General features: G+C 78.0%; 27 protein-coding genes. 13 read left to right on the top strand and 14 right to left on the bottom strand.

Annotated elements, in window-relative coordinates:
- Positions 1-14 precede the first annotated feature (14 nt).
- Positions 15-1,076, top strand: coding sequence for a DUF3533 domain-containing protein (locus tag ACI781_RS02360; RefSeq protein WP_456564474.1), 1,062 nt, complete (start codon positions 15-17; stop codon positions 1,074-1,076).
- Here ACI781_RS02360 and ACI781_RS02355 read toward each other — a convergent pair.
- Together ACI781_RS02355 and ACI781_RS02350 are read right to left on the bottom strand one after the other, a co-directional pair.
- Positions 959-2,377: an MFS transporter gene (locus ACI781_RS02355; protein WP_456564473.1), complete on the bottom strand. Its 1,419-nt coding sequence runs from the start codon at positions 2,375-2,377 to the stop codon at positions 959-961. The genes ACI781_RS02360 and ACI781_RS02355 overlap by 118 nt on opposite strands.
- Entirely contained in the window at positions 2,374-3,549 is a 1,176-nt protein-coding gene (locus ACI781_RS02350; RefSeq protein WP_456564472.1) for a 4-hydroxybenzoate 3-monooxygenase, read from the bottom strand. Before ACI781_RS02350 ends, ACI781_RS02355 begins: the two co-directional genes overlap by 4 nt.
- 47 nt (positions 3,550-3,596) lie before the next feature.
- On the opposite strand from ACI781_RS02350, the gene pcaH reads away from it, so the two are divergent.
- The 5 genes from pcaH to pcaC are packed head-to-tail and all read left to right on the top strand — an operon-like array spanning position 3,597 to position 7,406.
- The gene (pcaH, locus tag ACI781_RS02345; RefSeq protein WP_456564471.1) at positions 3,597-4,355 is read left to right on the top strand and encodes a protocatechuate 3,4-dioxygenase subunit beta; all 759 of its coding nucleotides are present in this window, start codon (positions 3,597-3,599) and stop codon (positions 4,353-4,355) included.
- Positions 4,352-4,996, top strand: a complete 645-nt coding sequence (pcaG, locus tag ACI781_RS02340; RefSeq protein ID WP_456564470.1) for a protocatechuate 3,4-dioxygenase subunit alpha — start codon at positions 4,352-4,354, stop codon at positions 4,994-4,996. The genes pcaH and pcaG overlap by 4 nt, the downstream gene beginning before the upstream one ends.
- 34 nt (positions 4,997-5,030) lie before the next feature.
- A complete protein-coding gene (gene pcaB / locus ACI781_RS02335) occupies positions 5,031-6,206 on the top strand; it encodes a 3-carboxy-cis,cis-muconate cycloisomerase (protein ID WP_456564469.1) in 1,176 nt (391 codons plus the stop codon).
- Between the two features lie 19 nt (positions 6,207-6,225).
- On the top strand, positions 6,226-6,999 hold the full coding sequence (pcaD, locus tag ACI781_RS02330) for a 3-oxoadipate enol-lactonase (protein WP_456564468.1): 774 nt from the start codon (positions 6,226-6,228) through the stop codon (positions 6,997-6,999).
- Positions 6,996-7,406: a 4-carboxymuconolactone decarboxylase gene (gene pcaC / locus ACI781_RS02325; protein ID WP_456564467.1), complete on the top strand. Its 411-nt coding sequence runs from the start codon at positions 6,996-6,998 to the stop codon at positions 7,404-7,406. The genes pcaD and pcaC overlap by 4 nt, the downstream gene beginning before the upstream one ends.
- Before the next feature lie 638 nt (positions 7,407-8,044).
- Here pcaC and ACI781_RS02320 read toward each other — a convergent pair.
- From ACI781_RS02320 to ACI781_RS02295, 6 genes are read right to left on the bottom strand one after another with little or no spacing between them, the layout of a single operon-like run.
- Positions 8,045-8,887: a 5-oxoprolinase subunit C family protein gene (locus ACI781_RS02320; RefSeq protein ID WP_456564466.1), complete on the bottom strand. Its 843-nt coding sequence runs from the start codon at positions 8,885-8,887 to the stop codon at positions 8,045-8,047.
- Entirely contained in the window at positions 8,884-9,492 is a 609-nt protein-coding gene (locus ACI781_RS02315; protein ID WP_456564465.1) for a 5-oxoprolinase subunit B family protein, read from the bottom strand. The genes ACI781_RS02320 and ACI781_RS02315 overlap by 4 nt, the downstream gene beginning before the upstream one ends.
- A complete protein-coding gene (locus ACI781_RS02310) occupies positions 9,493-10,296 on the bottom strand; it encodes a LamB/YcsF family protein (RefSeq protein ID WP_456564464.1) in 804 nt (267 codons plus the stop codon). It lies immediately after the preceding gene.
- Positions 10,275-10,760 carry a hypothetical protein gene (locus ACI781_RS02305; protein ID WP_456564463.1) on the bottom strand — a complete coding sequence of 162 codons (486 nt, stop codon included), beginning with the start codon at positions 10,758-10,760 and terminating at the stop codon, positions 10,275-10,277. Before ACI781_RS02305 ends, ACI781_RS02310 begins: the two co-directional genes overlap by 22 nt.
- Positions 10,761-10,782: 22 nt before the next feature.
- Positions 10,783-11,331 (bottom strand): dihydrofolate reductase family protein, encoded by a 549-nt coding sequence (locus ACI781_RS02300; RefSeq protein ID WP_456564462.1) that lies wholly within the window; start codon positions 11,329-11,331, stop codon positions 10,783-10,785.
- Positions 11,328-12,302: a helix-turn-helix domain-containing protein gene (locus ACI781_RS02295; RefSeq protein ID WP_456564461.1), complete on the bottom strand. Its 975-nt coding sequence runs from the start codon at positions 12,300-12,302 to the stop codon at positions 11,328-11,330. Before ACI781_RS02295 ends, ACI781_RS02300 begins: the two co-directional genes overlap by 4 nt.
- 89 nt (positions 12,303-12,391) lie before the next feature.
- On the opposite strand from ACI781_RS02295, the gene ACI781_RS02290 reads away from it, so the two are divergent.
- The gene (locus ACI781_RS02290; protein WP_456564460.1) at positions 12,392-13,162 is read left to right on the top strand and encodes a putative hydro-lyase; all 771 of its coding nucleotides are present in this window, start codon (positions 12,392-12,394) and stop codon (positions 13,160-13,162) included.
- On the opposite strand, the gene ACI781_RS02285 is transcribed toward ACI781_RS02290, so the two are convergent.
- Together ACI781_RS02285 and ACI781_RS02280 are read right to left on the bottom strand one after the other, a co-directional pair.
- Complete coding sequence (locus ACI781_RS02285; protein WP_456564459.1) at positions 13,147-14,013, bottom strand: NAD-dependent epimerase/dehydratase family protein; 867 nt, start codon at positions 14,011-14,013, stop codon at positions 13,147-13,149. The genes ACI781_RS02290 and ACI781_RS02285 overlap by 16 nt on opposite strands.
- Positions 14,013-14,930: an EamA family transporter gene (locus ACI781_RS02280; RefSeq protein ID WP_456564458.1), complete on the bottom strand. Its 918-nt coding sequence runs from the start codon at positions 14,928-14,930 to the stop codon at positions 14,013-14,015. Before ACI781_RS02280 ends, ACI781_RS02285 begins: the two co-directional genes overlap by 1 nt.
- A gap of 89 nt (positions 14,931-15,019) precedes the next feature.
- Between ACI781_RS02280 and ACI781_RS02275 the strand changes: the two genes are divergently transcribed.
- Complete coding sequence (locus ACI781_RS02275) at positions 15,020-15,529, top strand: MarR family winged helix-turn-helix transcriptional regulator (RefSeq protein ID WP_456564457.1); 510 nt, start codon at positions 15,020-15,022, stop codon at positions 15,527-15,529.
- Between the two features lie 112 nt (positions 15,530-15,641).
- Here the strand turns inward: ACI781_RS02275 and pdxY are convergent, their stop codons facing one another.
- Complete coding sequence (gene pdxY, locus ACI781_RS02270) at positions 15,642-16,493, bottom strand: pyridoxal kinase PdxY (RefSeq protein ID WP_456564456.1); 852 nt, start codon at positions 16,491-16,493, stop codon at positions 15,642-15,644.
- Here pdxY and ACI781_RS02265 point away from each other — a divergent pair.
- Positions 16,492-17,031: an N-acetyltransferase family protein gene (locus ACI781_RS02265; RefSeq protein ID WP_456564455.1), complete on the top strand. Its 540-nt coding sequence runs from the start codon at positions 16,492-16,494 to the stop codon at positions 17,029-17,031. The genes pdxY and ACI781_RS02265 overlap by 2 nt on opposite strands.
- 97 nt (positions 17,032-17,128) lie before the next feature.
- On the opposite strand, the gene ACI781_RS02260 is transcribed toward ACI781_RS02265, so the two are convergent.
- Both ACI781_RS02260 and ACI781_RS02255 read right to left on the bottom strand, forming a co-directional pair.
- Positions 17,129-17,776 carry a cysteine dioxygenase gene (locus ACI781_RS02260; RefSeq protein ID WP_456564454.1) on the bottom strand — a complete coding sequence of 216 codons (648 nt, stop codon included), beginning with the start codon at positions 17,774-17,776 and terminating at the stop codon, positions 17,129-17,131.
- A gap of 69 nt (positions 17,777-17,845) precedes the next feature.
- Entirely contained in the window at positions 17,846-17,968 is a 123-nt protein-coding gene (locus ACI781_RS02255) for a putative leader peptide (RefSeq protein WP_456564453.1), read from the bottom strand.
- A gap of 244 nt (positions 17,969-18,212) precedes the next feature.
- Here ACI781_RS02255 and ACI781_RS02250 point away from each other — a divergent pair, with 244 nt between their 5' ends.
- The 4 genes from ACI781_RS02250 to ACI781_RS02235 all read left to right on the top strand — a co-directional run bounded on the left by ACI781_RS02250 (position 18,213) and on the right by ACI781_RS02235 (position 22,707).
- A complete protein-coding gene (locus tag ACI781_RS02250; RefSeq protein WP_456564452.1) occupies positions 18,213-18,848 on the top strand; it encodes a hypothetical protein in 636 nt (211 codons plus the stop codon).
- A gap of 79 nt (positions 18,849-18,927) precedes the next feature.
- Entirely contained in the window at positions 18,928-20,106 is a 1,179-nt protein-coding gene (locus tag ACI781_RS02245) for a CaiB/BaiF CoA transferase family protein (protein ID WP_456564451.1), read from the top strand.
- Positions 20,103-20,942 (top strand): acyl-CoA thioesterase, encoded by an 840-nt coding sequence (locus ACI781_RS02240; protein ID WP_456564450.1) that lies wholly within the window; start codon positions 20,103-20,105, stop codon positions 20,940-20,942. The genes ACI781_RS02245 and ACI781_RS02240 overlap by 4 nt, the downstream gene beginning before the upstream one ends.
- 16 nt (positions 20,943-20,958) lie before the next feature.
- Entirely contained in the window at positions 20,959-22,707 is a 1,749-nt protein-coding gene (locus ACI781_RS02235) for a chorismate-binding protein (protein ID WP_456564449.1), read from the top strand.
- 9 nt (positions 22,708-22,716) lie between these two features.
- Here the strand turns inward: ACI781_RS02235 and ACI781_RS02230 are convergent, their stop codons facing one another.
- Complete coding sequence (locus tag ACI781_RS02230) at positions 22,717-24,411, bottom strand: cation:proton antiporter (RefSeq protein ID WP_456564448.1); 1,695 nt, start codon at positions 24,409-24,411, stop codon at positions 22,717-22,719.
- Positions 24,412-24,435 lie beyond the last annotated feature (24 nt).

Below are 24,435 nucleotides of genomic sequence, written 5' to 3'. Positions count from 1 at the left end.
TATCGAGGTGTGCGATGTCCCGTCCGCAGTCCCCGGCCCCGGCGCGCGGCCCCGCCCGCACCGCGGTCCTCGTCGTGGGCGCGCTCCTGCTGCAGCTGGGGTTCGTGCTCAGCTACGTCGGCGCCTTCCACGCGCCCGCCCCGCGCGAGGTCCCCCTGGCCGTCGTCGTCCCCGCCGGCGCCCCGGCCGGGACCGCCGACACGGTCGTGCAGCGGCTCGACGGGCTCGCCGGAGCGCCGCTGGACGCCCGGGCCGTGGCCGACGAGGGCGCCGGCCGCACGCTGCTGGCCGACCGCGAGGTGGCCGGCGTCCTCCTGCTGGGCGCCGACGGGCACGACCGGCTCCTGGTAGCCGGCGCCGAGGGCGGTGCGCTGAGCACGGCGCTGCAGACGGTGGTCGAGCGGGTCGACGCGGCCCAGCAGCGGGCGGTGTCCACCGAGGACGTGCTGCCCGCCGCCGCGGGGGACGCCCGCGGGCTGTCGTCGTTCTACCTCGCCGTCGGCTGGGTCGTCGGCGGTTACCTGGTCGCCGCGGTCATCGGCGTCTCCGCCGGTCCGGCGGCCACGCGCCGGGTGGGGCTGGGCCGCCTCGGGCTGCTGGCCGGCTACGCCGTCGTCTCCGGCGTCGGCGGGGCGCTGGTGGCCGGCCCGCTGCTCGGCGCCCTGCACGGGTCGTTCCTCGCCCTGTCCGCCCTGGGCGCGCTCGTGGTGTTCGGCGTCGGCGCCGTCACCATGGCGCTGCAGGGCGCGCTCGGGCTGGTCGGCGTCGGGGTAGCGATCCTGCTCTTCGTCGTCCTGGGCAACCCCAGCGCGGGCGGCGCCTACCCCGCCCCGCTGCTGCCGCCGTTCTGGGCCGCGATCGGCCCGTGGCTGCCCCCGGGCGCCGGCACCGGCGCCGTCCGGGCGCTCGTCTACTTCGACGGCACCGGCGCCGGGCAGGCGCTGCTGGTCCTCGCCGGCTACGCGCTGGTCGGCGTGCTCGGCACGCTGCTCACCGCCGGCCGGGGCGCGAGCAGCCAGGTGACCAGCGCGGCCGCCACGGAGACCGCGCAGCCGGTCAGCGCCAGCACCGTGTAGCCCCCGGCGGCGGGGACGCGGTCGCCGGCGGGGGTGGCCCCCGCCAGCACCGCGGCCACGAGAGCGCTGCCGGTGGCGAAGCCGACGTAGCGCAGGACCTGGTTGAGGCTCATCGCGCTGCCGGTCTCCCGGGCGGGCACCGCGCCCACGACGAGGGCCGGCAGGACGGCGAAGACGCCGCCCACGCCGAGCCCGGCGACCGCCAGCACGCCGCCGAGCGCCCAGAGGTCGCCGGGCACGAGCGCGTACAGACCGAGGGCCAGCGCGAGCACCAGCGCGCTCACCGGCAGCGAGACGTGCGCGCCGCGGCGGTCGGTGAGCGCCCGGGCCGCGCGGCTCGCCGCGACGCTGGCCACCGAGAAGGGCACCAGCACCAGGCCGGCCTCGACCACCGAGGACCCGAACCCGTAGCCCGACGCCGCCGGGGTCTGGGCGAGGACGGTGGCCGAGGCGAGCAGCACGTAGTTGGCCAGCCCCACCAGCAGCGACGTCAGGTGCGCGGTCGCCGCCGTCCGTCCCCGGGCCAGGCGCAGGTCGACCAGCGGCGCCGGCACCCGCAACGACCACGCTCCCCAGGCGACGGCGGCGAGCAGGCTCCCGGCGGCCGGCCCCAGCAGGGCCGGTGACGTCCAGCCCCAGGTGCCCCCCTCGCTGAGCACCAGCAGGCCCGCCGCCAGCGCGCCGCCGAGCAGGAGGGCGCCGACGGCGTCGAGCCGGCGCGGGGGCACGTCGGGGGACGGGGGGAGGACCAGCGCGCCGGCGGCCAGCGCGAGGCCGCTCACGACGGCGCCGAGCCAGAAGGCGGCGTGCACCCCGCCGAGGTCGGCGACCAGCCCGGCGCCGGGGTAGCCCAGGCCCACCCCGGCGACGACGGTGATCGACAGCGCCGCCACGGTCGCGCGGCGGCGCGCGCCCGGCAGCGCGTCCCGGGCGGTGGCCATGGCCAGGGGTGCGAGGCCGAGGCCGAGGCCCTGCAGCCCGCGGCCGGCCAGCAACCAGCCCAGGCCCAGCGGCAGCGCGGCCAGGAGGCTGCCGGCCAGGACGACGGCGAGGCTGGCCAGCATCACCCTCCGCCGGTGCCGCCCGTCGCCGAGGCGGCCGAGCACCGGGGTGGCGACGGCGCCGACGAGCAGGCTGATCGTCAGCGACCACTGGGCGTCGTGCACCGCCACGCCGTACGCGTCGGCGATCGCCGGGACGAGCGGGGCGCCGAGGCTGCTGATGACCGCGACGACGGCGACGCAGAAGACGAGGACCGGGCCGAGCGCGCGGCTCGCGGCCCGCGGGGCGGGCGTGGTCACCCCTCGATCGGCAGGCCGGTGTAGTTCTCGGCCAGCTCGCGGGCGGCGGCCTCCGAGGAGCAGACCCGGCGCAACTGGGACAGCTGCAGCTCGGCGTCGAAGTCGTCGCCGGAGGTGTGCAGCATCGAGGTCATCCACCAGGAGAAGTGGGTGCAGCGCCAGACCCGGCGCAGCGCGGTGTCGGAGTAGGCGTCGACCAGGTCGGTCCGCCCCTCCCGCAGCAGCCGGACCAGCGCGGTCGCCAGCAGTGTCACGTCGGCGACGGCGAGGTTGAGCCCCTTGGCGCCGGTGGGCGGCACGATGTGCGCGGCGTCCCCGGCCAGGAACAGCCGGCCGCGGCGCATCGGGGCGCAGACGAACGAGTGCATCGGCAGGACCGACTTCTCGGTCACCGGGCCGGTGCCGACCGCCCAGCCGTCGAGCGCGAGGCGGGTGGCCAGGGCCGCCCAGATCCGGTCGTCGGACCAGTCCTCGATCCGCTCGCCCGGGTCGACCTGCAGGTACAGCCGGGAGACCGTCGGGGAGCGCATCGAGTACAGCGCGAAGCCCTCGGGGTGCCAGGCGTAGACGAGCTCGTCGGTCGTCGGCGCGGCGTCGGCCAGGATCCCCAGCCAGGCGTGGGGGTACGTGCGCTGCCACACCCGGGCACCCCCGGGCCCGGCCGCGACGACGGCGCGGGAGGGGCCGTGGGCGCCGTCGGTGCCGGCGACGGCGTCGCACTCCAGCACCTGCGGGGTGCCGTCGGCGGCGGTGAACCGGACGCGGGGGTGGTCCCCGTCGACGTCCTCGGGCGTGACGGCGGAGACCTCGAACAGCAGCGGCGGCCCGCCGTCGAGCTGGGCGGTGACGAGGTCCCGGGTGATCTCGGTCTGGCCGTACACCCACACCGAGCGCCCGCACAGCGCGGGGAAGTCGAGGAAGTGGCGGGTGCCGGGGTGCTGCAGGTGGATGCCGGAGTGCCGCAGCCCCTGGCGGTGCAGCCGGTCGCCGACGCCCGCGGCGGTCAGCGTGTCCACGGTGTGCTGCTCGAGGACGCCGGCCCGGATGCGGGCCTCGACGTACGCGCGCGACCGGTTCTCCAGGACCACCGAGTCCACGCCCTGCAGGTGCAGCAGCCGCGACAGCAGCAGCCCGGCCGGGCCCGCCCCGATGATCGCGACCTGAGTGCGCACGTGCCCGAGTGTGACCCCGCCGGCGCGCCGCGGCCTACCGTCGTCGCATGACGCCCAGCACGTCCGACGGCGGGCCGGTCCTGCCGCGCTACCCGCGGCAGGACCCCGCGCAGCGGGTGCCGCTGGCGTACCGGGACTACCGGAGCACCGCCCTGCGGGCCCCGCTGCGGACGCCGGTCGACCTGCCGCAGCGGCTCACCGAGGTCACCGGCCCGGTCCTCGGCGAGGACCGCGTGCGGCCGGAGGACGCCGACCTCACCTGGCGCAACGGGGGCGAGGCGCTCGGGCAGCGGGTCCTGGTGCACGGCCGGGTGCTCGACAGCGACGGCCGCCCGGTGCCCGGCGCGCTGGTCGAGGTGTGGCAGGCCAACGCCGCCGGCCGCTACCGGCACGTCGCCGACACCTGGCCGGCGCCGCTGGACCCGCACTTCGACGGCCTCGGGCGGGTGGTCACCGACTCCCTGGGCCGGTACGAGTTCCTGACGGTCAGGCCGGGCGCCTACCCGTGGGGCAACCACCCCAACGCCTGGCGGCCGGCGCACATCCACTTCTCGCTTTCCGGGCGGGCCTTCGTCCAGCGCCTGGTCACGCAGATGTACTTCCCGGACGACCCGCTGTTCGGGCAGGACCCGGTCTTCTGCGCCATCCCGGCGGCGGCCCGGCACCGCGCGGTCAGCCGGTTCTCCCTGGAGCGCACCCGGCCCGACTGGGCGCTGGCCTACGAGTGGGACGTCGTGCTGCGCGGCGCCGAGCAGACCCCGTTCGAGGCCCACTCCGACGGCCCAGACGACGGGGACGTCGCGTGAACACCCTGGACGTGCCCGCCGACCCGCCGGGCCCCCTCCAGCCCCGCTCCGGGCCGCGCGGCTCCGGCTTCCGCAGCGGACCCCTGCGGCTGGGCACGACACCCAGCGCCACCGCCGGCCCCTACCTGGCGATCGGGCTGACCTGGCCGGACGGCCCGTGGGCCGCCGCGGAGGGCAGCGCGGGCGGCGTCTGGATCCGCGGCCGGGTGCTCGACGGCGCCGGCGACGTGGTGCCCGACGCGCTGGTCGAGACCTGGCAGGCCGACCCCGAGGGCCGCTTCCCCTCGCCCGAGGACCCCCGCGGCGCGGCGACGTACCCCGGCTTCCGCGGGTACGCCCGCGCGCAGACGGTCACCGGGGAGTTCGCCGTCTTCACGCTCAAGCCCGGCCGGGTGCCCGACGGCGAGGGCGGGCTGCAGGCGCCGCACGTGGACGTCTCGGTCTTCGCCCGCGGCCTGCTCGACCGGGTGGTCACCCGCGTCTACTTCGCCGACGAGGTCGAGGCCAACACCGCCGACGCCGTCCTGCGCGGGCTGCCCGAGGACCGGCGCGCCACGCTGCTGGCCACGCCCGCGGACGACGGCTACCGCTTCGACGTCCGGCTGCAGGGCGAGGCCGAGACCGTGTTCTTCGCCGTCTGAGCGGGGCGCGGCCGCGGCTGGTAGGCAGGGCGGCGTGACGAGCCTCCTCGACGGCACGTTCGCCCGCGGCGGGGTCGCCGCGGCGGTCGGCGGCGACGCGTGGCTGCGGGCGCTGCTGGCCGTGGAGGCGGCGTTGGCCCGCGCCGCCGCCCGCGTCGGGCTGGTGCCCGCCACCGCCGCCGACGCGGTGGCCGCGGTCTGCGCCGACCCGGCACGGCTGGACCTCGCGACCGTGGTGGCCCGCGCCGCCGACGCCGGCAACCCGGTGCCGCCGCTGGTGCGCGCGCTCGCCGACGCGGTGGGGGAGCGCGACGCGGTCGCGGTGCACGTCGGTGCCACCAGCCAGGACGTCGTCGACACCGCGCTGCTGCTGATGAGCCGCGCGGCGATCGGCGCGCTCGACGCCGACCTCGCCGCGGCCGCGGAGTCCGCGTCCGGACTGGCCCGCACCCACCGCGACGACGTGCTGATGGGCCGCACGCTGCTGCAGCAGGGCCTGCCGACGACGTTCGGGCTCAAGGCCGCCGGCTGGCTGGCCGCCCTCGACGGCGCCCGGCTGCGGCTGGCCGAGGTCGTCGCGACGCTCCCGGTGCAGTACGGCGGCGCGGTCGGCACGCTGGCCGCCAGCGCGGGCGCCGGGGTGCAGGTGCGCGAGGCGCTCGCCGCGGAGCTGGGCCTGGGGACCACCGCCGTCGCCTGGCACACCGTCCGGCTGCCGGTCGCCGACCTGGCCGGCGCGCTCGGGACGGCCGCGGGGGCGGTGGCGACGGTCGCCGTCGACGTGGTCCTGCTCGCCCAGACCGAGGTCGGCGAGGCCGCGGAGGTCAGTGACACCCGCGGCGGGTCGTCGGCGATGCCGCACAAGCACAACCCGGTCGCGGCGGTCTCGGCCCGGGCCTGCGCCCGCCGCGCCCCCGGGCTCGTCGCGACGCTGTTCGCCGCGATGGAGCAGGAGCACGAGCGGGCCGCCGGGGCCTGGCACGCCGAGTGGCCGACGCTGACCGACCTGCTGGTCACGGTGGGGTCAGCGGCGTCGTGGCTGGCCGAGAGCCTGGCGAGCCTGCGCCCGGACCCCGCGCGGATGGCCGCCACCGTGGCCGCCGCGGCGCGCGCGATCCCGGCGGCCGCCGAACTGGACGTCGGCGAGGCGGGGGCCCAGGTGGACGCCGCCCTGGCCGAGCACCGCCGGCTCACGGAGGGGGACGCATGACGGGGACGGGGACACGGGCATGACCGCCGTCGAGGTCGCGTACACCGCGGACGGGCCGGCCGGCGCGCCGGTCGTCGTCCTCTCGAACTCGCTGGGCGCCACCCGCGGCATGTGGGACCCGCAGGTGCCGGCGCTCGCCGAGCGGTACCGCGTGGTCACCTACGACACCCGCGGCCACGGGGAGTCCGCGGCGCCGCCCGGGCCGTACACGCTCGACGACCTGGTCGACGACGTCGTCGCGCTGCTGGACCGGCTGGGGGCGCGCCGGGCCTCGGTGGCCGGGCTGTCGCTGGGCGGGATGACGGCGCTGCGGCTGGCCGCCCGCGAGCCCGCGCGGGTGGACCGGCTGGCCGTGCTGTGCAGCTCCGCGAGGACCGAGGCGCCGGGCTTCCTCGACCGCGCGGCGGCGGCGCGCGCGTCGGGCACCGCCGGGTTCGCGCCCGCGGTCGTCGGCCGCTGGCTCACCCCGGCGTACGCCGCGGAGCACCCCGATCTCGTCGCCCGGCTGGAGGCGATGGTCGCCGGCGCCGACGACGAGGGGTACGCCGCCTGCTGCGAGGTCGTCGCCGGGCTGGACCTGCGCGCGGACCTGGCCCGGATCACCGCGCCGACGCTCGTCGTCTCCGGCGCCGAGGACCCGGCGCTGCCGCCGGCGCACCAGGAGGCCATCGCCGCCGGGATCGCGGGCGCGGCGCTGCTCTCGGTCAGCCCCGCGGCGCACCTGGCCAACCTGGAGCGCCCGCTCGAGGTCACGAGCGCGCTGCTCGCCCACCTCGAGGGGCGGGCCCGGTGAGCGAGGAGCGGCCGGCCACCGACGAGACCCGGCGCGAGGCGGGCATGCGCACCCGGCGCGAGGTGCTGGGCGACGCGCACGTCGACCGGGCCGTCGCCGGCACCACGCCGTTCACCGCCGGGTTCCAGGACTTCATCACCCGCGTGGCCTGGGGGGAGGTGTGGCAGCAGCCCGGGCTGTCCCGCCGCGAGCGCAGCATCGCGACCCTGTCGATCACGATCGCGCTGCGGCACTGGGACGAGTTCGCCCTCCATGTGCGCGCCGCGGTGCGCAACGGCCTGTCCGACGAGGAGATCGCGGAGGTGCTGCAGCACGCCGCCGTCTACGCCGGCGTGCCGGCCGCCAACCACGCCTTCCGGGTCGCGGCGGAGATCCTGGCCGAGCTCCGGCCGTCGTCCGGGGACTGAGGGCACCCGGGGCCACGGCGACGGCGCGGGGCCGCACCGTCCCTCACAGGGCCGCCACAGCCGACCGGCAGCCGCAGGTCATCCGGCGGGCCGAGCCTGGGGGCATGAGGTCCTCGCCGCCGCCCCGTCCCGCTCCGCCCGCGCCCGCCCCGGTGGCGCCGGGATCGCCGTCCGCCGCCGGTGGGGACCTGCCCGAGCTGCTGGCGCACCTGGGCCGCGCCGACGACGACACCCTCGCCGCCGAGCTCGGCGAGCTGGACGTCGAGGCCGTCGCCACCTACCTCGCGTTCGAGGACCTGCTCGCCGGCGAGGCCGCGCTCGGCCCCCGCGGCAACAACTCCTACCTGCGCTGGCACGAGGAGACCGGCCGCTTCGAGCTGGTGCCCTGGGACCACGACGGCGTCTCCCGCGCCACCGCGCGGCGGACCGGCGGCAGCGCCCTGGCCGAGCGGCTGACCGTCCACGAGGGCTTCCGGGCCCGGTACGCGGAGGCCACCGCGGCGCTGCAGGCCCAGCTGTGCGACAGCGGGGCCGCGGGGACCGTGCTCGACGCCTGGGCCGAGCTCCTCACCGAGCAGTCGGCCGAGCTGTCGCCCGAGCAGGTGGCCGAGCCGGCCGCCGGGGGCCCGGCCGCCGGGTCAGCCGCGCAGGCGCAGGACCTGTCCCGGCCGCAGCTGCGCGCACCGGTCGACGTCGGCGTCGGCGACGTAGGCGAGGACCGGGTACCCGCCGGTGACCGGCGCGTCGGCGAGGAACAGCACCGGCAGCCCCGACGGCGGCACCTGCAGCGCGCCGCGCACCATCCCCTCGCTGGGCAGCTCGCCGGCCCGCGCGCGGTGCAGCGGCTCGCCGTCCAGCCGCAGCCCGACCCGGTTGCTCTCGGCGGTGACCACCCAGGCCTGCGCGGTGAGCGACGCCCACGCGTCCCCGCCGAACCAGTCCCGGCGCGGGCCGGGCAGCACCCGCACGGCGACCTCGCCGCCGGGCGGGTCGGGCAGCGGCGCGAGGTCCACGCCGGGCAGCGGCCCGGACGGCGGACCCACCGCCAGCACGTCGCCGGCCGACACGACCGGTGGCCCGAGCCCGGACAGCAGGTCGGTGGCGCGCGACCCCAGCACCGGCTCGACGGCGATCCCCCCGCGCACCCCCACGCAGGTGCGCAGCCCCGTCCCGGGTGCGCCCAGCCGCAGCCGCGCGCCCGCCGGGAGGAGCGCCGGCGCGTTGTGCGCCGGGCTCCCGGGGCAGCGGGCGCCGGTGGTGACCACGAGCAGGTCGGCGTCCGCCCGCAGCACGAGCCCGCCGAGGGTGACCTCCAGCAGGGCCGCGTCCGGGTCGTTGCCGAGCAGCCGGTTCGCCAGCGCCGCGGCGGCCCGGTCGGCCGCCCCCGAGCGGCCCACGCCGAGCGCGCCCCGGCCCGGCCGGCCGAGGTCCTGCACCGTCGTGAGCGGGCCGGTGGCCAGGACGGTGACCGTGCGGGTCATGCCGGCACGAACCGCACGCGCACGCCGGGCCGCAGCAGCGCGGCCGGGTCGCGCGCCAGGTCGAACACGGCGACGTCGGTGCGGCCGATCAGCTGCCAGCCGCCCGGGGACTCCCGCGGGTAGACGCCGCTGAACGGGCCGGCCAGGCCCACCGCGCCGGCCGGCACGCGGGTGCGCGGGGTGGTGCGCCGGGGCACGTCCCACGGCTCCCCGTCCGGCGTGCAGTAGCCGAAGCCCGGGGCGAAGCCGCAGAAGGCGACGGTCCAGGAGACGCCGGTGTGCCGGGCGACGACGTCGTCGGGGGCGACGCCCCACAGCGCGGCGACGTCGGCCAGGTCGGCGCCGTCGTAGTGCACCGGCAGCTCCACGGACTCCCCGGTGCCCACCCGCCCGGGCCGCGGGCGCACCCGCCGCACCGCGGCCTCGACCTCGGGCAGCGCCGCGACGGCGGGGTCGGTGACGAGCAGGACCGTCCGCGCCGCCGGGACGACGTCCACCACCCCGGGCAGCGGGTCGGCCACCAGCGCGGCGTACAGGCCGAGCACCTCGTCCAGCGAGTCGAGCTCCACCAGCAGCGCGGCCGACCCGCTGGGCAGGACCCGCATTCAGGCGCCCGCGAACGGGGCCAGGGCGACCCCGGCCGCGGTGAGCTCCGCGCGCACCCGGCGGGCGATCGCCACCGCGCCCGGGGTGTCGCCGTGCACGCAGATCGACCCCGGCCGCACGAGCAGCGCGCCCCCGGAGACGTCGGCGATCGGCTCGCCGCGGGCCATGGCCACGCAGCGGGCCGCGATCTCGTCCGCGTCGTGCAGCACCGCACCCGGCTCGCGGCGGGGGACCAGCGTGCCCCCGGGCGTGTACGCCCGGTCGGCGAAGGCCTCGGTGACGACGGTCAGGCCGGCCGCGGCGGCCTGCCGGAGGAACGCGGAGCCGGGCAGGCCGAGCACCGGCAGGGTCCGGTCGTACTCGGCCACCGCCCGCACGAGCGCCGCGGCCTGCTCCTCGTGCCCGACGACCGCGTTGTACAGCGCCCCGTGCGGCTTGACGTAGCGGACGCGGGTGCCGGCCACCCGCGCGAACGCCTCCAGCGCGCCCACCTGGTACAGCACGTCCTGGGTGAGCTCGTGCGGGTCGACGTCGACGAAGCGCCGGCCGAACCCGGCCAGGTCGCGGTAGGAGACCTGCGCCCCCACCGCGACCCCGGCCGCCGCGGCCCGCTCGCACACCCGGCGCAGGATCACCGGGTCGCCGGCGTGGAAGCCGCAGGCGACGTTGGCGCTGGTCACCACGCCCAGCAGCGCCTCGTCGTCGCCGAGGGCCCACCGGCCGAAGCCCTCGCCCAGGTCGGAGTTCAGGTCCACCACGCCGTCCACACCGGACATCTTGGTCAGCGGCGGCGGGCCGGCCACTCCTGCACCCACACCTCGCCCGGCGCCAGCGCCGCCCACCGCCGCCCCGCGGCCCGCAGGACCGCGGCGGCCGCGGCCAGCCGCTCGGGCGGGACGCCGGTGCGGCCGGACTCACCGGGCAGCACCTCCGCGCCGTCGGCGAGCCGGTGCACCAGGTCCGCGAGCGCCTCGGCCCGCCCGATCGCCGCGGCGCGCTCGCGCTTGAGCCGGGCCGACCGGTCGGCGGCGTGCGGCGGACGGCGGCCCGACACGTGCCGCATCGTCGTCCACACCGCGCCGTCGGCCACGCAGCCCCAGATCCCGTCGCGGATCCCGAGCTCGGCCTCGACCAGCGCGTGCACCAGGTCGTGCGGCAGGTCGGGGCCGCCGCCGGCGCCGCGGATCGCGAACACCACGCCGTCGTCCCGCTCGACCAGGGACTCCACGGCCCGCCGGTCGGGCATCCGCTCGAAGGTCAGCCGCACCCCACCAGCATCGGGCAGCGGCTCAAGCGGGTTTCACGACGTCGTACCGGACGACCACGAACTCGCCGTTGACCGCCCACTCCGTGCGGGTCAGCTCGACGTGCCGGGGCAGCAGCGGGGCGCCGGCGCCGAGGGTGACCGGCGCGATCGAGACGACCACCTCGTCGAGCAGGCCGGCGTCGGCGAACTGGCCGGCCAGGTCGCCGCCGCCGACGACCCACACGTCCCGGTCCCCGGCGGCGGCGACCATCTCCGCGTGCAGGGCCCTCAGTTCTTCGCGGGTGTCGGCCGCGGTGATCCGGATGTCCGCGCCGGGGTAGGGCACCAGGTCGCTGCGGTGGGTCAGCACCCACGCCGGCATCGCGTACGCCCACGAGTCGGGCTCGTGCGCGCGCACCCAGCGGTAGGTGCTCGACCCCATCACGATCGCGCCGACCCGCTTCTCGAACTCCTGGTGGCTCATCGGCCCGTCGGCGTCGATCTGCCGGGACAGCAGCCAGTCCAGCGAGTGGTCCTCGGTGGCGATGAAGCCGTCGAGGGTCGTGGCGGTGTTGTAGACGGTGCGGGTCATCGGTCTCTCCTCGTGAGCCAGTCGATCGGGTCACCGGTGTCGGTCGCGACACCGGCGTCGCGCAGCAGGTGGCGCACCAGCAGCCGCCGGTGCGCCGAGTAGGTGAGGACGTGGGCGACCACGCTGCCGAGCACGAAGGTCTCGGGCGGCTCGCACAGGGCGTCGACGAGCCGGTCGCCCCAGGCGCCGCGGCGGGCGATGTCGCGGACGGCGGCGAGCCAGCGCGGGGCGACCGCGTCGTGCCGGGCGAGCAGGGCGGCGGGGTCGTCGGCGCCGCGGGCGGGGTGGTCGGCGCCCTCGATCGAGGCCAGCCACACCTCCTTGCTCCACACGAGCATCTCCAGCAGCGCCGCGAGCGACTCCTCGGCGCCGTCCCAGGGCAGCACCGTCCAGCCGGGCAGCCGCGGCCGCCGGTAGGCCTCGTCGTCGAGGCCCTTGGCGGTCTCCAGCAGCGCCCGGGTGTCCTCGACGTCGTGGTGCACCATCAGCGCGCCGACCTCGTCGGACGGGCCGCGGCCGGGCGCCGGCGCCCCCTCCGCGGCGGCGACCCACAGCGAGGTCGGCGGGTGGAAGTGGATGCCGTTGGGTGCCGGCAGCCAGTGCTCGTCGCGGGTGCGCCGGGCGGTGGCCCCGCCGTCCCCGCCCTCCCCGAGGCTGCCCGGCGTCCGCCCGTAGGCGCGGGCGAACGCGCGGGCGAAGCCCTCGACCGAGTCGTACCCGGCGGCGAAGGCCGCGTCGGTGACGCTGGACCCCTCGCGCAGCTGCCACGCCGCCCGCTCCAGGAGCACCCGGCGGCGCAGCGCCACCGGCGGCTCGCCGGCGCCGCGCGTCACCTGGCGGCTGAAGTGCCACGGGCTGGCGTAGGCGTCGCCGGCCATGTCCGGCAGCGTGCGGTTGTCCTCGTCCAGGACGGCGTCGATGAGCTCGCGGAGGCGATCGCGCCCGGTGGCGGGCTGGCCGGTCTCGGTCACGGTGAGAGTCTGGCGAGCCGGCCGCCCCGCGCGCCCGACCGTTCTTGCGCTGTGTGCGGGATCGTCGGGACCGGGCCAGCATGAGGGGCATGGCCGCTCCCGCCGAGCACCGCGCCCGGTACCGCGCCGGCCTCGCCGTGCCCACCTCCGGCGCCGCGCCGGGGTTCACGCAGGCCAACCTCGTCGTCCTGCCGCGGGACTGGGCCTGGGACATGCTGCTGTTCGCCCAGCGCAACCCCCGGCCGGTGCCGGTGCTGGAGGTGACCGACCCGGGCTCGCCGCGGTCGGAGCTGGCGCCCGGCGCCGACCTGCGCACCGACCTGCCGCGCTACCGGGTGTGGCGCGACGGCGAGCTGGTGGCCGAGCCGACCGACGTCCGGGACGTGTGGCGCGAGGACCTCGTCGCGTTCCTGATCGGCTGCAGCTTCAGCTTCGAGCGCGCCCTGCTCGACGCCGGTGTCCCGGTGCGCAACCTCGAGCAGGGCCGCAACGTGTCGATGTACCGGACGTCGGTGGCCTGCCGGCCGGCCGGACGCCTGTCCGGGCCGCTGGTGGTGTCGATGCGGCCGGTCCCGGCAGCGCTGGTGGCCACCGCGGTGCAGGTGACGGCGCGGATGCCGCAGGTGCACGGGGCGCCGGTGCACGTCGGCGACCCCGCGGCGCTGGGCATCGCCGACCTGGCCGCCCCCGACCACGGTGACCCGGTCGAGGCGCAGCCGGGGGACGTGCCGGTGTTCTGGGCCTGCGGGGTGACGCCGCAGGCCGCCGTCCTCGCGTCCCGGCCGCCGCTGGCGATCACCCACGCACCGGGCCACATGTTCGTCACCGACGTGCCGGACGCCGTCTACCGGCTGCCCTGAGCCAGCTCCTCGAGCAGGGTCGGCTCCTTCGGCTGCCAGCCCAGCTCGGCCCGCGCGAGCGCGCCGGTCGCCCGCTGGTCGAGCAGCAGCGCGGCGCCGAAGAGGCCCAGCCGCGCGACGGTCCCGGCGTCGGTGCTGCCGACGACGGCCGCGCCGCCGCCGGCGGCGAGCCCGATCTCCCGGACGGTCGGGTTGTGCCCGCTGACGCCGAGGTACCAGCTGCCGGCCGGGGCCGACCGCAGCGCCTGCGCGTAGAGCCGACCGAGGTCGGCGGCGTGCACGGTCGTCCAGTGCTGCTCCCCGCTGCCGGGCAGCACGAGCGCGCCGTCGGCGGTGCGCGGGCCCCCGGCCACGACGGCGGTGGGGATGCCGGCGCCGGCGGTGTGCACGATGCCCGGCGCGATCACCACCGAGCGGACCCCGTCGGCCGCCGCGGCGCGCACCCGGGCGTCCGACGGCACCCGCCAGGCGGTGAGCTCCGGTGGTGCCGCGGCGGTGGACTCGTCCACCTCGCCGTCGCCCAGCACCCACGCGCCGCTGGTGTGCACGTAGGGCTTGCCGCTGCCGGCGAGGGCGGGCAGCACGGCGTCGAGCAGGGCCGCGTCCAGCGGCGCGCTGGTCGCGTCGCCCGGGGAGGCGGTGTGCACGACGGCGTCGGCGGCGCGGGCCGCCGCGGCCAGCAGGCGGCCGTCGGCCAGGTCGCCGCGGACGGCGGTGGCGCCGGCCGCGGTGACCCGCGCGGCGGCGGCGTCGCTGCGGGCCAGCGCCGAGACGGTCGCGCCGTCGTCCAGCAGGGCGGTGAGGACGGCGGAGCCGATCAGGCCGGTGCCGCCGGTCAGGAACACGTGCATCAGGAGCGGTCCTCTCGAGCAGGGGTGGGGGAGCGCTGGGCCAGGACGACGGTGGCCAGCGCCACCGTCATGCCGGCCAGCTGGAGCGGGCTGAGGGCCTGGTGGAGCAGCACCCAGCCCGCGGTGGCCGCGACCACGGGGGACAGCAGGCCGAGGAACGTGACCCGCGCGGTGGGCAGGGCGCCCACGCCGCGCAGCCACAGCACGTAGGCCAGTGCGGTGTTGACCGTCGCGAGGTGGAGCAGCCCGCCTGCCTGACCGGCGGTCACGGCCGGCGGCAGCCCCTCGACGGCGAGCGCGAGGGGGAGCAGGAACAGCCCGCCGGCGGTCAGCTGCCAGCCGGTGAAGGCCAGCACCGGCACCGGGCGGCCCCAGCGCCGGGTGAGGACGACGCCGGCGCCCATGCACGCGGTCCCGGCCAGCCCGGCGAGGACGCCGACCGGGTCGAGGGCGACCGGGCCGGTGACGACGATGAGCCCGACGCCGGCGACCCCGAGCAGGCCCAGCAGCAGCGTCCGCCGGCGCAGCCGCTCGCCGAGCAGCGGCACGGCGAGCAGGGCGACGAGCAGGGGCTGGGCGGCGCCGAGGACCGCCGCGACGCCACCGGGCAGCCGGTAGGCCGCCACGAAGAGCAGCGCGAAGAAGGCGCCCGTGTTGAGCACCCCGAGGACGGCGGCCTTCCCCCACCAGGCGCCGCGGGGGAGCCGGCGCCCGGCGGCGAGCAGGAGCAGCCCGGCCGGCAGCGCCCGCGCGGTGGCGACGAGCAGCGGGCGGTCCGGCGGCAGCCACTCGGTGGTCACCACGTACGTCGTCCCCCAGGTGGCGGGGGCCAGCGCGGTGGCGAGGGTGAGGAGGCCGGGCCGGCGGGAGGCCGTCGGGACGGCCACCGGCAGGGGCGGTGCGGCGGTGGCGGTCATGCCGCAGATCGTTCGCGGCCATGTATCTCGATGTCAAGATACTTGTGGGCGTGTATCTCGGAGTCGTGTGGATGTGCGACGATGGGGAGGTGACCGAGCGGGACGGTGTCGACGCGATCCTCGACCAGTGGGCGGTGGAGCGGCCGGACCTGGAGACGGAGGCGATGGCGGTCTTCGGGCGGATCTACCGGGCCGCCCGGGTGGCCGGTGACGCGCAGGAGCGCTTCCACGCCCGGCACGGCATCACCCGCGCCGACTTCGACGTCCTGGCCACCCTGCGCCGGGCCGGCGGCGACGCGGGCCTCTCGCCGGGGCGGCTGACCGCCGAGATGATGCTGAGCAGCGGGGGGATGACCAGCCGGCTGGACCGGTTGGAGCGCGCCGGCCACGTCGCGCGCACGCCCGACCCCGCCGACCGGCGGGCCCTGGTCGTGCGGCTCACCGACAGCGGCCGGGCCCTCATCGACGAGGCCGTCACCACCGGGCTGGCCCAGCAGCAGCGGATGCTCGCCGACCTCCCCGCCGGGCGGCTGGCGCGGATCGCCGACGACCTGCGCGACCTGCTCGCCTCGGTCGAGCGGCACGCCGCGGAGGTCTGAGCCGGGGCCGCCGCGTCCGACGGCTGGACGATGTGCGCCGACGCCGGGTTCTGGGCCCGGGAACCCCTCGTCGGCGCACACGCTCCGACGCCGGCGGTGACGAGCGCTGGCGTCAGACCTCGGTGACCTCGAAGGAGTGGCTCGGGGACACGAACTCCTCCTGGGCGGCCACCAGCAGGATCTCCCGGGACCCGGCCGCCTCCGTGGCGGCGAGCAGGCCGTGCACGGACGCGCTCGCACGGGCGAGCGCCTCCGCCGCGGAGCGGGTGTCGAGCCAGTGGGCCAGGAAGAGGGCGGCGATGGCGTCACCGGCGCCGTTGACCGAGACCCCCAGCCGCGGGGTGCGCACCCGCCAGTGCCGGCCGCCCTCGGAGGCCAGCAGGTCGACGGCGTCGTCGGGGGTGTCCTCGGCGACCAACGAGGTGGTCAGCACGACCCGAGGCCCGAGCGCCTGCACCGCGGCGACGGCGTCCGTCACCGACGCCAGCGACCGGGTCGTCGTCCCCGACAGCAGGTCGAGCTCGTAGTGGTTGGGCGTGACCAGGTCGGCGGCGGGCACCGCCACCTCGCGCATGAACTCGGGGATGCCGGGGCGGACGAACACGCCGCGGCCGACGTCGCCGATGACCGGGTCGCAGCAGTACACCGCCGACGGGTTCGCCGCCCGCACCCGCGCCACCGTGCCGACGACGGCGTGCCCGATGTCGGCCGACCCCAGGTACCCCGACAGGACGGCGTCGCAGCCGCCGAGCACACCGCGGTCGGCGATGCCGTCGACCACCTCGTCGACCGCCTGTCCGTCGAAGACCCGCCCGCGCCACTCGCCGTAGCCGGTGTGGTTGGAGAACTGCACGGTGTGCACCGGCCACACCTCGATCCCCAGCCGCTGCAGGGGGAACACCGCGGAGGAGTTGCCGACGTGGCCGTAGGCGACGTGGGACTGGATCGACAGGACGGCGGTCATGGCCTCGTACGGTGCCACAGTGCTCGTCCGCGACGCCGTGCCCTCCGATGCCGCGTCCTGCGCCGCGGTATACGCGCCCTACGTCTCCGACGCCGCCGTCTCCTTCGAGGCGGTCGCGCCCACCGCGGCGGAGATGGCGGGCCGGATCGCCCGCGCGCAGGAGCGGCACGCGTGGCTCGTCGCCGAGGTCGACGGGCGGGTCGTCGGGTACGCCGCCGCCGGCGAGTGGATGGCCCGCGAGGCCTACCGGTGGACCTGCGCCGTGAGCGTGTACCTCGAGCCCGGGCGGCGGCGCACGGGCGCGGGCCGGGCCCTGTACGGCCGGCTGTTCCCCCGGCTGGTCGAGCGCGGGTACCGGACGGCGCTGGCGGGCATCGCGCTGCCGAACCCGGCCAGCGAGGGGTTGCACCGGGCGCTGGGGTTCACGCCGGTCGGCACCTTCGAGCGGGTGGGCTTCAAGCGCGGTCGCTGGCACGACGTGACCTGGTTCCAGCGGCCGCTGACCGACGACGACGGCCCGCCGGCGCCGCTGCGGTGACGTGCGGGCGGGACCGGGTGGTGGCGTCCCTCCGTCGGACGCCGCCACCCGGCCGCGGGCTCGCGGGGTCAGGCCGGCTCGGTCGGCCGCCTGTCGGTCACCAGTCGACGCCGGCCCGCTCGGTGCCGGTGCGCTGCAGGCCGCGGCCGGCGATCCGGTAGGTGTTCATGACGGTCAGCCGCGGCGAGTAGACGTGCACGCTCACCGCCGGCAGGTCCCCGGCGTTGGTCACCTGGTGCACGTGGTGCGGGCCGAACGGGCGGATCCGCCCGGCGCGGAGCTCGGCCTCGGCGTCGTGCACGCCGCCGCCCCGCGCCGCGGTCACGGTGAGCTCGGTGAGCTCGCCGCGGACCACGGCGAAGGCGCCGGCCGAGCCGCCGTGGTCGTGCAGCGGCGTCCCCTGGCCGGGCAGCCAGGACAGCAGCCAGACCTGCGCGTCGGCCAGGTCGGCGTGCAGGTCCGGGTCGAGGGCCGCCGCGGCGGTGGCCGGGTCGAGCAGGTGCGTCCAGCGGCTGTCGGCGCGGTACTCGACGAGGTCCGCCCAGGCGGCCGGGGTGGCGGCGAGGGCGGCGGCCAGCGCGGCGGCGCCGGTCCGGCGGGCGGTGGCCCGGTCGGTCGCGGGGCGGTCGCCCGCGGCCCGGTCGGTCGGGCTCTGGCGGGGAGCTGCGGGAGGCGGGGCGGTGATGCCGGCCAGCAGGGCGGCGGCCGGGGCGGGCGGGGCGGGCAGGGCGGTGCTGAGGGTCACGGGGGAGTCCTGACGGCTGGCGCGCCGCCGCGGTCGGCGGGCGCGCGAGGTGGGATCGGTCGGGCGGCGTCAGGCGGCCGGACAGAGGGCGCTCGCGACCCGCAGCAGGTCCACGGCCGGCCGGCCGTGGAGGGCGGGGGCGTCGGGCACGGCGTCGAGCCAACGCCAGCACCAGTTGTCTGTCAAGTCCATCGGATTGGTAGGGATTGCGATCCCCGCCACGTCTCCGCGCAGGTGGGGAACCCGGTCGTGCGGCACCGGCTGGACCCCGCCCGACACGGGCAACCCTTGACCCCCTTCCGCGCGATCGCTGGCAGAAGTGGGACTGGAGACCGCCGGGTCCGGCGCCGATACCCCAGCGTCGGGCCGAGCCGGGATCGACCACGGCCGGTGCGACGGCGACGAACGGGGGTGCCACGTGCAGGGGTCGGGGCCGGTGCGCGACTGCGGGACCACCCAGGAGGTCCCGGCGGGGCCGGCGTGGTGGCTGGTCGACGACGCCGACCGCGTGCTCGCCGGGCCCTACGCCGACCAGGCCGAGGCGGTGTGGGCGACCGGCCCGCTGAGCCCGGACGGCGGCGCGGGCGGGAGCCCGTCCTTCGGCGTCCGCCGCGAGAGCGGCCGCATCGCCCGCCGTCCCTCCCCGGAGGACCGGGCGTGGCTGGCCGACCTGTCCGGGGAGCTCGAGCGGGTGGGCGAGGAGTGGGACCTGCTCGTCGACGACGCGTCGCCGCTGGTCGGGCTGCTGTGCCAGCTCGGCGCGTCCCTGGTCGAGATCGGCCTGCCGCTGCACGACTGCAGCGGCCGCACCGCCACCCGCGCGCGGGGCGGCGTCTGCCTGACCCCGAGCCCGCTGCACGACGGCGTCGTCGTGGCCTGGACCCAGCACGTGCGCACCACCCGCGAGGCGCCGCGCCCGCCGGAGACCGAGCGCTGGCTGCAGGAGACGATGAACCGCACCCTGGACCACCTGCTCACCGGGCTGGGCTTCACCACCGTGACCCTCGGCGAGGCCGGCGCGGCGCTCGTCACCGGGCGGCGCGCGGCCACCCCTGGAGCCGATCCGGACTGACCGCCGCGGCCCCGGTGGTGGGGCACGGCGCCGAGGGCCGGGCGGGCGCGCGCGGCGCCGCTCGCTACCGTGCTCTGCCGTGGAACCCGCGCCGACCGACCGCCCCGCCGCCGTGGACCCCCCGTCGGGGCCGCTGCGCGGGCTCCGCGTGGTCGAGCTCGCCGGCCTGGGCCCCGGCCCGTACGCCGGCATGCTGCTGGCCGAGCTCGGCGCCGACGTGCTGCGCGTCGACCGGCCCGGTGGCGGGACGTCCGTGCTGCCGCCGGCCGCCGACCTGCTGCACCGCAGCCGCCCCTGCGCCGCCGTCGACCTCAAGCGCCCGGAGGGCCGGGACCTGGTCCTGCGGCTCCTCGACTCCGCCGACGTCCTGGTCGAGGGCCTGCGCCCCGGCGTCACCGAGCGGCTGGGCCTGGGACCGGAGCAGGCGCTGGCCCGCAACCCGCGGCTGGTGTACGCCCGGATGACCGGCTGGGGGCAGACCGGTCCCCGCGCCGCGGAGGCCGGGCACGACATCAACTACCTGGGGCTCACCGGCGCGCTGCACGCCATCGGCCCGGCCGACCGGCCGGTCCCGCCGCTGAACATCGGCGCCGACTTCGGCGGCGGCTCGCTGTTCCTGCTCGTCGGGGTCCTGGCCGCGTTGCTGGAGCGCGCCACCAGCGGCCGCGGCCAGGTGGTCGACGCCGCCATGGTCGACGGCGCCAGCTCCCTGGTCACCATGGTCCACGGCATGCTCGCCGCCGGGGTGTGGAGCGACCGGCGCGAGGCCAACCTGCTCGACGGCGGGGCGCCGTTCTACACCACCTACGCCTGCGCCGACGGCCGGCACGTGGCCGTCGGCGCCCTCGAGCCGCAGTTCCACGCCCGGCTGCTGGAGGGCCTGGGCCTGACCGGCCGGCTCGGCGCCCAGCACGACGTCGCGGCCTGGCCGGAACACCGGCGCCTGATGGCGGAGGTCTTCGCCACCCGGACCCGCGACGAGTGGGCCGGGCACTTCGCCGGCACCGACGCATGCGTCACCCCGGTGCTCGGCCTCACCGAGGCGCCGGCCGACCCGCACCTGGCCGCGCGCGGCACCTACGTCGAGGTCGGCGGCGTCGCCCAGCCCGCCCCCGCGCCGCGCTTCTCCCGCACCCCGGGGGCGGTGCGCAGCGGCCCCCGGCGGTCCGGGCAGGACACGCGCGCGGCCCTGGCCGCCTGGGGCGTGCCGGCCGACGAGGTCACCCGCCTGCTCGACGCGGGCGTGGTCGCCGCGTGACCGCCGTGGACGCCGGCGGCGCCCTCGCCCGCATGCTCGCCGTCGAGGAGGCCGGACCCGACCGGTTCGTCGCCGAGGGCCGGGTGCCCGGCGGTTCCGACGGTTCCTCCGGCAGCTCCCACGACGGTTCCGACGGCGGCCTCTACGGCGGGCGGGTCGCCGCGCAGGCGCTCGTCGCCGCCGCCCGCACGGTGGCCGGCGAGCGCCTCCCGCACTCGCTGCACGGCTACTTCCTGCGCCGCGGCGACGCCCGGCTGCCGGTGGACTTCGCCGTGGAGCGCGACCGCGACGGGCACGCCTACTCGGCCCGCACCGTCGTCGCCCGCCAGGAGGAGCGGGTCGTCTTCCGGATGGCGGCGTCCTTCGCGCGCCCGGAGACCGGCCCTGACCGGCAGTCGGTGGCGATGCCGGAGACGTGCCCGCCGGAGCAGGCGCAGCCGCTGCCGGAGATCCTGCCCGGGGTGGAGGTGCGCGACCCCGACCCCCGCGCGCACCCGGGCCACCCGATGCGCACCTGGGTGCGGGCGCCGGCCACCGCCGGGGCCAGCCCGGTCGAGGCCGCGGCGGTGCTGGTCTACGTGTCGGACCTGTTCAGCGGCCTGGCGCACCTGATGGGCCCGCGGGTGCGTTCGATGGCCAGCCTCGACCACGCGGTGTGGTTCCACCGGCCGGTGCGGATGGACGACTGGGTGCTCATGGACCACGCCGGGACCTCCCTGGCCGCCGGCCGCGGCTGGTACACCAGCACGCTGTTCGACCGCTCCGGCGCCGCGCTCGCCTCCTGCGCGCAGGAGATGGTGGTCCGCGAGGCCCGCAGCCCCGAGCGCGCCGGCTGACCCGCCGGGACCCCGGATGCCCTCCGCGCGCTTCGACGACCTGCGGGCCGGCACCGCGCTCGCCTTCGACGCCGTCGAGCGGGAGCTCGTGGCCACCCGGCCCGAGGACGTGGTGCCCGTCCTCGACGAGGTCGACCGGCTGACCCGCGCCGGACGCTGGGCCTTCGGCTTCGTCGCCGCCGAGGCCGCTCCCGGGCTGGACCCGGCGCTGGCGGTGCACGAGCCGGTCGAGGGCCTGCCGCTGGCGTGGTTCGGCATCTCGCCCGGCCCGGCCACGGTCGACGTCGTCGCGCCGGCGGGGGAGGCCGGCCCGCCCACCGGCCCGTGGGTCCCGCAGTGGGGGCCCGGGCACCACCGCCGCGCGGTGGAGGCCGTCCGCGCGCACATCGCCGCGGGCGACGTCTACCAGTGCAACCTGACCACCCGGCTGACCGCGCCGGCCCCGGCGGACCCGGCGCGGCTCTACGCCGACCTCGCCCTCGCCCAGCGGGGCGCACACAACGCGTTCCTCGACCTCGGCCGCTTCGTCGTGGCCGGCGCCAGCCCGGAGCTGTTCCTGGAGTGGACCGGGGACCGGGTGCTCATGCAGCCGATGAAGGGCACCGCCGCGCGCGGGCGGACCGCCGCGGAGGACGCCGACGCCGTCCACCGGCTCGGGACCAGCGAGAAGGAGCGCGCCGAGAACGTCATGATCGTCGACCTGGTACGCAACGACCTGGCCCGCGTCGCCGTGACCGGGAGCGTCACGGTCGACGCGCTGTGCCGGCCCGAGCGCTTCGAGACGGTGCACCAGCTCGTCTCCGACGTCAGCTCGCGGCTGCTGCCCGGGACGGGCCTGGCCGACCTGTTCCGCGCCGTGTTCCCCTCGGGGTCGGTGACCGGGGCGCCCAAGATCCGGGCGATGGAGCTGATCCGCGAGCTCGAGGACGGACCGCGCGGGGTGTACTGCGGCGCGGTCGGCGTCGTCGCCCCACCCGGCGCGCCCTTCCGCGCCCGGTTCGGCGTGGCGATCCGCACCGTGCTGGTGGACCGGCAGGCCGGCACCGCCACCTACGGGGCCGGCGGGGGCATCACCTGGGGCTCGCGCCCCGACGCCGAGTACGCCGAGCTGCTGGCCAAGGCGCGCGTCCTCGCGACCCGGCCGGACGACGCCGCGCTGCTGGAGACGATGCGGCACGAGGCCGGGCGCGGCGTGCGCTCGCTCGACGCGCACCTGGGCCGGATGGCCGCCTCCGCGCAGTTCCTGGGCGTCCCCTTCGACGCGGCCGCCGCGCGGGCCGCGCTGGCCGCCCGGCTGGCCGGGGCCGGCGACGCCCGGGTCCGCCTGCTGTGCGCCCGCGACGGCGGGCTGACCGTCGAGCTCGCCCCGCTGCCGGCGCCCGACCGGCGGCCGCTGCGGCTGGTGATCGACGACGAGCCGGTCGACTCGCGGGAGTGGTGGCCGCACCACAAGACCACCCGCCGCGAGCCCTACGAGCGGCGGCGGGCCCGGCACCCGGACGCGGACGAGGTGCTGCTGGTCAATGAGCGCGGCGAGCTGACCGAGGCGTGCACGGCCAACCTCGCCGTCCGCCTCGACGGCCGGTGGTGGACCCCGCCGGCCGGGGACGGCTGCCTGCCCGGGGTGGAGCGGGCCCGGCTGGTCGCCGCCGGCGTCCTGGCCGAGCGGGTCCTGGTGCCGGCCGACCTGCACCGGGCCGAGGGCCTGGCGCTGGTCAACTCCCTGCGCGGCTGGCGGCCCGCGGTGCCGGCCGGGGAGGGCTGACCGGCCGGCTCAGCCCGGCCGGGCGGGCAGCAGGTTCTCCTGGTGGTCCAGCTCCCGCTGCAGCGTGCGCAGCTCCTCGTCGGGCAGCCGCCCGGCGTCGCGCCAGCGCAGCAGCTCCTGCCGCTCGGCCTCGAGCACGGCCCGGCGGACGCCGAGGGCCGCCTCGTACTCCGGCGACACCGGGATCTCCCCGCCCTCGGCGAACTGCAGCACCGACAGCCGCCGCTCGTAGCGGTCCAGCCGGGACCGCAGCGCCGCCCGCAGGCCGTCGATCGCCCGGTCCTCGAGGTCACTGTGCTGCTCGGCGTCCATCTCGTCGAGGCGGGCCAGGCCGGCGCGCACCGCGGCCACCCGCGCCTCGTTGCGCAGCCGCGCCTCGTCGGCGGCGTCCGCCCGCACACCCAGCCGGCGGACCACCGGGCCGAAGGTGAGCCCCTGCCCGACCAGCGTCACCAGCACGGCGAGGAAGGCGCAGAACAGCAGCAGGTCGCGGTCGGGGAACGGCGCCCCGGAGTCGGTGGTCAGCGGCAGGGTGAAGATCGCGGCCAGGCTGATCACCCCGCGGGTGCCCGCCCAGCTGAGCACCGTGATCTCCCGGCCGGTCAGCCGCCCGGCCCGCCGCGCGCCGCCGAAGGCGGTGGCCGACCGGCCGGTGACCGGCGCCCCGCCCGCCACGTCGTCGTCCGCCCCGTCGCCGCCGAGGCGGGTGTGCATCCAGCCGGGCAGCGACTCGGTGAGCAGCAGCCACAGCGGGCGCAGCAGCAGCAGGGTGCCGACGGTGATCGCGGCCGCGGTCACCACCGTCGAGGTCTCGTACTCGCCCAGGCCGCGGATCACGGCCGGCAGCTGCTGGCCGATCAGCAGGAAGACCACGCCCTCCAGCAGGTAGTCGACCAGCTGCCACACCGCCCGGGTCTGCAGCCGCGCCTGCCCCGACTGCCAGTACGGCGCGTTGTGCCCGATGACCAGCCCGGCGACGACGACGGCGAGCACCCCGGAGACGTGCACCGACTCGGCCAGCAGGTAGGCCAGGAACGGCGTCGCCAGGGAGACGGCGTTGCTGGCCAGCGGGTCGCGCCGCAGCCGGCGCAGCGGCCGCACCCCGTAGGCGACGGCCAGCCCGACGGCGACCCCGCCCGCGGCGGCGACCACGAACCGGCCGAGCGCGGAGGGGGTGGAGAACCCGTCGCCCTGCGCGGCGGCGACGGCCACGGTGAGGATGGTCAGCGCGGTCGCGTCGTTGAGCAGGCCCTCGCCCTGCACGAGGGTGACCAGCCGCGGCGGCAGGCCGACCCGGCGCCCGACGGCGAGGGCGGCCACCGGGTCCGGCGGGGCGACCGCGGCGCCCAGCGCGATGCCCGCGGCCAGCGTGGCGCCCGCGACGAACAGGCTGAAGCCGATCCCGATGACGATCGCCGTGGCGAACACCAGCAGCACCGAGAGGCTGACGACCGTGCGCAGGTTCTTGCGGATCGCCAGCAGCGAGGAGTCCAGGGCGGCGCTGTAGAGCAGCGGCGGCAGCACCAGGCTGAGCACGAGGTGCGGGTCGATCTCGACGTTCGGCCCGGGCAGGACGGCGTAGACGATGCCGAGCAGCGTCAGCACCGCCGCGGCCGGCAGGCCGGTGCGCTCGGCGACCCAGTGGACGACGACGGTCGCGGCGACGGCGCCGAGCAGGAGCAGCATGACGGTCTCGACGTTCACCGGGTCATCCTGCCGGGACCCGGG

The organism is Blastococcus sp. SYSU D00695 (genome assembly GCF_054050555.1).
This window is presented reverse-complemented; position numbering and strand designations above follow the sequence as displayed.